We start from the raw sequence: 6,529 nt of genomic DNA, 5'->3' as shown, positions 1-6,529 counted from the left end.
TAATCCGCGTGTCGGGGGTTCGAATCCCTCCACCGCTACTCGTGTCATTCGATGACACATTCAGACAAATAAAAACGCCTGAATCCCAACTTTGTGGATTCAGGCGTTTTTTTGGGGTGCAGATGATTTTTTTTGCAGTAGAGGCTGTTTCCTCTACTCGAGACATAACAAAGAACCTGCTTCTCTTTGTATCTTTGTTGTGCCAGCTCTTCGCTATCCATTTCATGTATCAAAAGTAGTGACGTTCGGATTCTGAAATAGCTCGAAAACTGGCCAACTTAAAGTCTGAGGTTTGAACTTAGTTTAAAGATTTTTGTGATTTGAGAGTCTGCTCGAGTTCGGTTTTCATAGTTTTGAAATCGTCATCGTCCGGTCGTAGTTCCAATCCTTTGTTGACATAATCCAATGCTTCTTCGGTACGGCCATTGTCCAGACAGGCCTGAGACGCTTTTCGGAGAAGCCATACTTTGCCAGGAGTCATTTCGATATCAAATTCCATGAGACGAAGTCCCGCTTCGATTCGTCCGTCTTTGATCAATTGTTTCGCCAGCACAAAATTGGATCCACCCCAGGCTGATTTTTTGCCTTTCTTCTTGAACCATTCCAGGGCCGCTTCCACGCCTTCTGCTTTGACCATTTCATACATGCGTTGTTCTTGAGTCAGACGCGCTTTACCGGGTAATCGATATGGCTGCCCGGTGACGATATGATTTAGTTCATTTGATAATTTCACGACAGCACCCCACACCTGCGAGGAACCAAAACTGTCCCCCTGGTTGCAGAGTACAATTACGAAGGCGTCTTCGTCGACTAATCGATTTTCCATCGCTCGAAACCCGTTGATGGCTCCGCCGTGATTGACGATTTTGATTTTGTTCCCGGTTACGGGATGCGTGCGAGAATAGATCTGCCAACCATAGCCGTAGATGCTACGTGGCCTGCCACCCGCTGCTTTGACTTCAGGCACATTACTATTCGGCGTGAACATGAGGTCTCGAAATTTCTTATCCAGGAGTTGATCGGTGTGCAGAGCCCGGTCCCACAAAAACATATCTTCGACTGTTGAATACAAGGCCCCCGAAGCACCGGGAGAGGAATCCATCTCTATATATTCTGCGTTCTCAAGACCAAAGGGACCATACGTATATCCGCTGGCCCGTTTCTCGATCAAATACCGGTTGCGGTCATACCCGCTGGATTTCATGCCTAAAGGTATAAAGATGCGATCCTCGAGATTCCGCTCGAATGATTTTCGGGTCACCTTTTCGATAATCCTGCCTAAGATGCAGTATCCCGCATTGCAGTAGCTGTAAATGGTGCCTGGTTCGTTAATAAAATCGGCACTGCAATGGAGCTTGATAAATTCGTCTTTGTCGAAGGACATCCGCGAAGTTGTCCCGCGATAATTAAAGCTGGCTGTAAAATCCTTAATGCCCGACTGATGAGAGAGCAAGTGGTGCAACGTGATCTGGTCTCCGGTATCTTTACGATAATAGGGTAGATAATCGGTCACCTTATCATCCAGCTTGATTTTTTTCTCTTGCACCAATTGCATCACGACCATGCTGCAGAATTGTTTACTAACCGAGGCCAGACGAAACTTGGTATCGGTGGTGTTAGGAATTTTCCATTCACGATTCGCCATGCCGAAGGCTGCTTTGTAAATCACCTTTCCCTTTTCGGCTACGAGTACTGCGCCTGAAAATAGTCCGGTGTCAGCAGTTGCCTGACACAATTTTCGCAAGGCTGCCTGTTTGTCGTCACCGACACTCTGGTACCCTTTGGGAAGAGGATTTTTCTGATCCTGCGCCTGAGTGGGCTGCCCCCAAATCAAGCCCCCTAAAACAACCATTAAAAGTACAGTATTTATTTTCACGGTATCACCTTAATGACGGAATATTCCTGTTTCCGTTGTTGATAGAATCAGCAAGTTGGTTAAAAGCCATCCTGTTCTGATTTACTCAATGAATCGTTCGCTTACACAAAACACAATTTTTCGAGTACGGAAAGTACATCTGGTGCGATCTTGAATTTTTGCTGCTGCGTCATATCTCGCACGGCCTATATCATTCTCAAATATTGTAACGCGGCAAAGAATGGGTATAAACTAACTTATTGTGACATCACATCCACTAATCAAGAATAATCTTACATTCCTCATTCTGCCAAATCATATTCCGCGTGTGGGAACGAGATTCGAATCCCTCCACCGCTACCCGTGGTATGAGCAGACACATCGAGAAAAATGCCTCTAGCTATTTGATATGTAGTGAAACATTTGAATTTTCTGATCTGACTTTTGACAAAAAACATACATCCCGTCATGATTCATATTATAATGAAATCAGCGACAGTGATTCCATTTGGGTCATCGAAACCATTTTGGGAATGACAACATGCAGCCGTTTCGTTCAAACGCCTTCACGCGCTGGGAGTTGGTTACCATTCTGGTGATCGTGGCCATACTCTGTCTGCTATTGGTTCCTGATGTACAACAAGCTGTTAATAGTGGCCAAAGAGAACGCTTTAGGAATCAAATACGAGCGATTGGAGTGGCTTTGCATGAATACCAGACAATGCATGGCTGCCTGCCTCCGGCTGCACTCAGAGACGCTAAAGGGGATAAACCTCAGCATAGCTGGCGGGCTTTGCTTTTGCCACATTTAGAACCCTCTTTTAAGTCAACCGATCACCGCTACGACTATCGGTTTGACGAGCCCTGGAACAGTTCTCACAATCAGATGATTGCAACAGAGAAACCCCATTTTTATCGTTTGATCATTACCCAGGACGACAAAACACCACGCACATCGCAGTTAGTCGCCATCATTGATAATTCTACATATTGGAGCCCGACTGAAGACTGCCGCTCACTAATGAGTCATCATGAGGACGAACCACGAATTATCCTGATGGAGATCTCAATGCTGAACGGCTTGTGGAATGAACCAAAAGATATCACGCTGGATGAATTGGAAAAAATGATTGCAGCAGACGTATTTGCAATACATGGTTCGCACGTCCTGTTCGATAACGGGAGGAGACATTGGCTCTCTCCAGAGGAAGTCAACGTACCTAATATGCGCAAACTACTGCGAGTCAAAACAAACGGCTCTCGATGATCTGAGCGTTTTACTGAAGGAAGGGCAAAGGCTTGACAACAAAACCATCCAGCAAAGCGTCTAAAATCTTGAACATCATCCTGGGCGTTCTACTCCTGGTAGTCTTGTTTTATTTATTTGCTTATGGTTTTGTGGTCGCTGATGCAGCAAACGCGCAGTTAATTTCCATCTACGAGGTAGCTGAAGTAGGGGACTCTTTGAATGATTTGAAAACGAAAGTTGCCAAAATGCCTCAAACCTGGATCTCCAGCTACTACCTTCCTGACGATATCTCTATTTCAGCTCCTCTTCAATTTGGCGCAACAAACTGGATACTCCATATTCATGCAGAAAACGACAAAATTACATGTATCAAAATTCACTCTGAAGATTCAATCAATTACCATCCGCAGGAGGCGCCACCAGATAAAGGGAACTGTCATTATCGCTGGCAAGATAAACAATGGACCGCTGGAAGAACCATCAATGGGTGGAGTAAGCCGATAAACGGCTCTCAATGATCTAGTCACACTCGGTTGAAAGTGACATGATTGCTAATCAAACCACTTGCGCTGTCGATAAAAAAACGATGAAGTCATCTGATTTGCTCCAGATGACTTCACCGTTTCGTATTTTCACACCTGACTGACCATCACAAATGAACGTTAGACGTGATGGTTCGTCAGATGGTCAGAATGAATTTCGATTATTCGTGGTAATCTCGTTTCTGCGAAATGACTTGACCCGCTTTTGTAATTATCAGGTCATAGGGAAGGCCGTCGACTAACACATCGATTTGATAATTCCCGTTTCGCGTTCCACTGCCATAAATCACGCCGTTTGGAAAAGTTGCTTTGGTGGCGTTACTAATGGTTTGCGGAAGACGTGCCAGACGATCGGTTTGATTATCAAGTGAATTCTTGAGAATTTTACCATTCTCTGTCAGGCCGACACTGTGAACTTCATTATTCTTGACGACGTTGACAAAATAAGCTGAACGTCCATAACGCGGACCATAGAGGTCTTGGTAGACATGGACGATCACACTTTGAGGATGTGCATTTTCGACGGCGGCGAGTACGGCGGCAGGCAATTTCCTGACACTCTCGATGTGCCGTGACTGAGAAGAAGATGGTGATGATGATGATGCAGAAGATAATGATGGTCGTGGTGTGATACTCAGGTCTTCATCGCTATCTGTTGCATCGCGATCGTGGAGTAAGATTCTTCCTGATCGCGTTAATTCCACTTTGCTAATCCCCAGTGCGCTCTTAATTTGAAGATGGTAGACGCCGTCTTCATCAGTGGAAGCGGAGACAAGTTTGCCATTGGGATACAGCTTCTTAATTGCGGCTATTACTCGTGAAGGAAGTTTCACCGACTTTTCCGGGCTCTTCTGCAGCTTTCCTTGACTTTTATTGCTCACCACGCGGCCAGATCGCGTGAGTTCCATGACGAAATGCTCATCGTTGGCATTCACGTCAATCTGATACAGCCCATCTTCATCTACATTCGATGTCAAAACACGTGAGTTGGGATGTAATTTTTCGATATTCTTCTTCACCGAACTTGGAAGTTTTTCATATGTCAGTGCTTCATAAGCGAACGATACGGAAGCAAGCAGACCACAGGCTACAATTGCCAATCCAATATTTCTCATGAACTTTGAATTCTTCGTCATTATTTTTTCCCCTAGGAGTTGTAAATTAAACTGAGAGACAAGGATTAGTAGGCAACCTTGTCTGTATTTTTCCATAGATTAAAAGCGTCTAATGAATTTTTCGTGGTTGCTTGATAGACACGTAGCCCATTACTGGCACGGTCTTGATAAGGTGTTGCCAGTTCCTGATAGAGCTCCAGGTCGGAAAAATCGACACCCGGTTCAGCCGCATCATAACGTGTGGCAGAAAAGACAATCGTATCAATGCGTGCCCAACGAATGGCGGCATAACACATCGGGCATGGCTCACAACTGCTGTAGATTTCACAGTGCGATGTTTCGCCTGGTTGAGTTAATTTCAGTCGAGGATCATCCTGGCGAATATTACCGAGATTAAACACCCCTAATTCGCTCGCAACGGTACGAACCGCGCTCACTTCGGCGTGTGCTGTCGGATCGATATTCTTAGTCACTTGATTGCGACAGCGCCAAAAACGAATGACTTTATTTGACGCATCATCGATTTGAACAACAACGGCACCAAAAGGACCACCACCTTCTTTGACTGATTGATGTGCTTCATCACAGGCCATCTTGATCCAGCGGTTCCCACCGACTTCAATGCCGCGGTACTGATTGTCTTGCTTAAAATTATGCGATTGGCATTGGTGCTTATGATGCAATGCTGGATCTTTGCTGGAACACTTGTCACACGCGTGATTCGTCGAAACGAATTCCATTGTAGACTCAATCGCTTGCGGGACTCCCTCATAGTCTGTGTCATCTTGCACGTGCTTAACAGACACTTCATAGGGTGCATCAATCGATTTGGAATGAGTATCATCCGCCATCCAAAACACGGATGTAATTGCAAGGATGGATCCAAGTGAAATTGTTGTTATCCATTGCGTCATAATTCTTCTTTTCTTGCTATATAATATGTTGGTTCTTCATAAAACATTGGACGGTAGTTCAGAAAATGTAGCTTGCAATCACAGAGCAAGAAGCTGTTTTCAAACGTGAGAAATAACTTTCGAGCCAACTGGTAAGATTGTGGCGATTATCACAGTTGTGCTCCTGCAACTTGGTACGAAGAGAGTGGGTAATTGAGGCATTTGACTTACATAATTCGAGTCGCATCCCGTATCAAAAGAGAGTTTGACGAGCTACTCAGGGAAGAATTTGCAAAACTGCTTTGATCTCTGAAGTGCGCGCCAGTGCGGGTAACGTGGAACTGAGAATGAACGTGTTTCAAGCGGAATCCCTCTTCTTTCCGCCGCTTTAGTAGAAGGGACTGTTCACCGGTTGAGATTCGTTTCTCACTCCGCTAGCCTATATTCAGGTTGACTCTATCGTCTCCGAGGCTATTTGAATGGTGAATAACAGCGTTGAAATTGTCCTGAATTAACTAGACACGATCTAGCCTAATAAATAGTAAAAATAAGAAGTTTACAGTGCCCCAAATGGGTGATAGATTTGTATCAGAATACGAATCTCATTCAGATGCACTAATGTATTGCCTGCCGTTATTATCTCACACATATATTTATCCATTGGAGTCTCTTCTATCATGAGTTTGCTGTCGCGTCTGACGTTCCTGGTTCTATTGTCGTCTTCTGTTGCGTTGATCTCTGGATGTGGTAGCTCTTCTAAAGAACAATCCAAGAATGAGAATTCGGAAGAAATTCAGGCCGGGACTGATACCACCGATCCGCGAGAGCTCGAATCTCCCGAAGTTCTTTTGCAAAAAGTAGAGCAAGCCATCGAA

The 6,529-nt window shown here is 44.8% G+C and carries 6 protein-coding genes; 3 read left to right on the top strand and 3 right to left on the bottom strand.

The window, feature by feature from the left end:
• Positions 1 to 298 precede the first annotated feature (298 nt).
• Positions 299 to 1,876 carry a serine hydrolase gene (locus Q0668_RS01175; protein ID WP_298859108.1) on the bottom strand — a complete coding sequence of 526 codons (1,578 nt, stop codon included), beginning with the start codon at positions 1,874 to 1,876 and terminating at the stop codon, positions 299 to 301.
• 520 nt (positions 1,877 to 2,396) lie between these two features.
• Here Q0668_RS01175 and Q0668_RS01170 point away from each other — a divergent pair.
• Together Q0668_RS01170 and Q0668_RS01165 are read left to right on the top strand one after the other, a co-directional pair.
• Positions 2,397 to 3,122, top strand: a complete 726-nt coding sequence (locus Q0668_RS01170) for a DUF1559 domain-containing protein (protein WP_298859106.1) — start codon at positions 2,397 to 2,399, stop codon at positions 3,120 to 3,122.
• Between the two features lie 32 nt (positions 3,123 to 3,154).
• Positions 3,155 to 3,622 carry a hypothetical protein gene (locus Q0668_RS01165; RefSeq protein WP_298859104.1) on the top strand — a complete coding sequence of 156 codons (468 nt, stop codon included), beginning with the start codon at positions 3,155 to 3,157 and terminating at the stop codon, positions 3,620 to 3,622.
• A 185-nt stretch (positions 3,623 to 3,807) separates the two neighbouring features.
• Here the strand turns inward: Q0668_RS01165 and Q0668_RS01160 are convergent, their stop codons facing one another.
• Positions 3,808 to 4,782 (bottom strand): hypothetical protein, encoded by a 975-nt coding sequence (locus tag Q0668_RS01160; protein WP_298859103.1) that lies wholly within the window; start codon positions 4,780 to 4,782, stop codon positions 3,808 to 3,810.
• Between the two features lie 44 nt (positions 4,783 to 4,826).
• Positions 4,827 to 5,675: a nucleoside deaminase gene (locus Q0668_RS01155; protein ID WP_298859102.1), complete on the bottom strand. Its 849-nt coding sequence runs from the start codon at positions 5,673 to 5,675 to the stop codon at positions 4,827 to 4,829.
• 656 nt (positions 5,676 to 6,331) lie between these two features.
• Here Q0668_RS01155 and Q0668_RS01150 point away from each other — a divergent pair.
• Positions 6,332 to 6,529 (top strand): hypothetical protein (locus Q0668_RS01150; RefSeq protein ID WP_298859100.1); only part of this gene is annotated, 198 nt, incomplete at its 3' end.

Source organism: uncultured Gimesia sp. (assembly GCF_937910335.1).
GTDB lineage: Bacteria > Planctomycetota > Planctomycetia > Planctomycetales > Planctomycetaceae > Gimesia.
The sequence above is the reverse complement of the archived record's forward strand: the minus strand, read 5'-3'. Positions and strand labels throughout refer to the sequence as shown.